The sequence below is a fragment of the Microcoleus sp. BM001215392 genome (assembly GCF_036700185.1).
GTDB lineage: Bacteria > Cyanobacteriota > Cyanobacteriia > Cyanobacteriales > Microcoleaceae > Microcoleus.
On the sequence record NZ_JAUBOJ010000649.1, the window covers coordinates 1 to 2,032 of the forward strand.

At 46.0% G+C, this 2,032-nt stretch carries 1 protein-coding gene; it reads right to left on the minus strand.

Annotated features, from left to right (window positions below):
- Positions 1-213: 213 nt before the first annotated feature.
- On the minus strand, positions 214-2,032 hold a 1,819-nt coding region (locus QT974_RS33790; protein ID WP_333472722.1), incomplete at its 5' end, for a hypothetical protein.

Consider the following 2,032-nt stretch of genomic DNA (forward strand, 5'->3'; position numbering starts at 1 on the left):
CAGATAAGTTATTAGTTATCATCCCATATTGACTGCGGTCATGCTTCGCCCCTACGGATATATTTGCCTTGCACCAGATGCACCCAAGCCAGGTGCGTCGCTCGCTCGATTGTCGATTTTTCTTGAGAAATTTTCAATGGCGACGCACCCTACAGCTACTATGAGCTCGCGATCCTCAAAAATGTTGGAACAAGCCTGATTGCTCTCGTCTTTTCAAGCCTTCAGCAAAGCTTTAGATGCCGATTCCCCAGCGATTCGGAGTTGCCTCCTCAATTGCAGGTTCAGCAGCACCAACACAGTCCACTGGCCGAGAATCGAGGGCAAAATAGTATATATTGACTCGCTCCAGGCGTATGAAGATCCAAAGATGGGAAATACTAAAGACAGCCACATGAAAGGAGCTTTTGCTGGGTAGAGGGAAAGCACAGACAAAATAATTGGTGGTAAAAAGATCGCGCCTCCGACTGTACAAGTCGCCCAAACTGCCTGATTTCGGATTTTTGCGAACATGAATAGCTGAGTGAGGGCCGCGTAAATCAGGATGAGATTGATAAAGGCGATCGTGGCGGGAAAAGCATTGGGATTCACCAGCAGCCAAGGTGTTAAAATCACTGTGGAACTGAGGAGATTGATTGCCATTGCAATTAATGCGGGACTTTTTTCGCTCCAAATCAGATCGAGAATGGGGTATTTGCGCCACAACTTCTGACTGCTAGTGGGAACTATTTGTCTGCGATACCTCGCCCAATCATACAAGGCTTGTCTTTCCGGGGTTAAAGCCGCAATCAAAGCTAAAAAAACCATCAAATTTGGGATCGACAAACAGACGATCTCATCAAGGGAGTATTTATTTGATTGGAGTGCAAATCCTAAAATTATTGACTGATAGCAAATCACCAGCAAATAACTTTGTCGCTTGCTCAAAACAGTGGCGGTGGGGTGGGGAAAGCGACGCTGCCATCCCTGGTATATCCAGTAGGTTGCTACTGCACAAATCAAGAAAGATAAGGCGGTAGAAGACACAAAATTTTTGGCGATCGGCAAATGAAACCATTCCACACTATCGAACTCTCCAATTAACCAGTTAAGGTGAGAATGGGATGACTCATTAACTTGATAAGCTATTTGTTTCAAGACAGCAGCCGGAGACAAAAATGCTAACAAGTCCGCAGCGTTGCCGACGGATGGTGCATTAAAAGCTGTGGTTATAAAACCCAAAACCGCAGCGCTAGCCAGCCAAGGTTGAAACCCTCCCAACCAACTGGTTGTTAAGCCAAATAGCATTGCGCCGCTGTAAAATAAAGCACAGCTAGCTAGCATTGCTATGTCGAAACATACAATGTGGTGCAGAGGTATTTGAGCTGCTAATCCGCTGTACAGGTGCAGCGGTACAGCCAGAATTGCTGCCAGATACAGTAAAATTGGGACGCCGAGAATTTTGCCGAGAAAAATTGTGGTGGCCGACTGGGGGCTGAGGCGAATAAAGTTGAGCGTACCTCGGCGTTCCTCTTTGTCTAAGTCGCCGACAAGCATATAAGTGCCGGCTACTAAAAGTGCGATCGCACTAAATATGCTCAGGTAAACGAATATTTCTAGCCACCAAGAGGGCCAGTTAATGATGAAATTTCCTGCCGCATCTTGGATACACTTGATTGCATCACCTTTGGCCTTGCCATCAAATCCAGTGCAGAATCTGTGATGAATGGGGTACTTGTAATCGCTGGTACCAGGCGCAACGGGTATCTGCCTGCTCCACGACAAAACCAGCATTAGTTGACTGCTGAGGGAAAGGACGCTGGCGATCGCAATATGACCGATTTTCAGCCGGCCTTTAAGTTCTCGAAATAACTGGGAATTCCAGTTACCAATTGTGTCTAGCAAGTTGAGAGTCATAGGTAATTGTTTTGAGTTGTGAGTGAAAAATTGGCAATCGGGAGATTTATTTAATAGTCTTGAACTGGGTGAATCTGGCGCAAGGCAAATATGTTTGTAGGGGCGAAGCATGACCGCAGTCAATATGGGATTATAACTA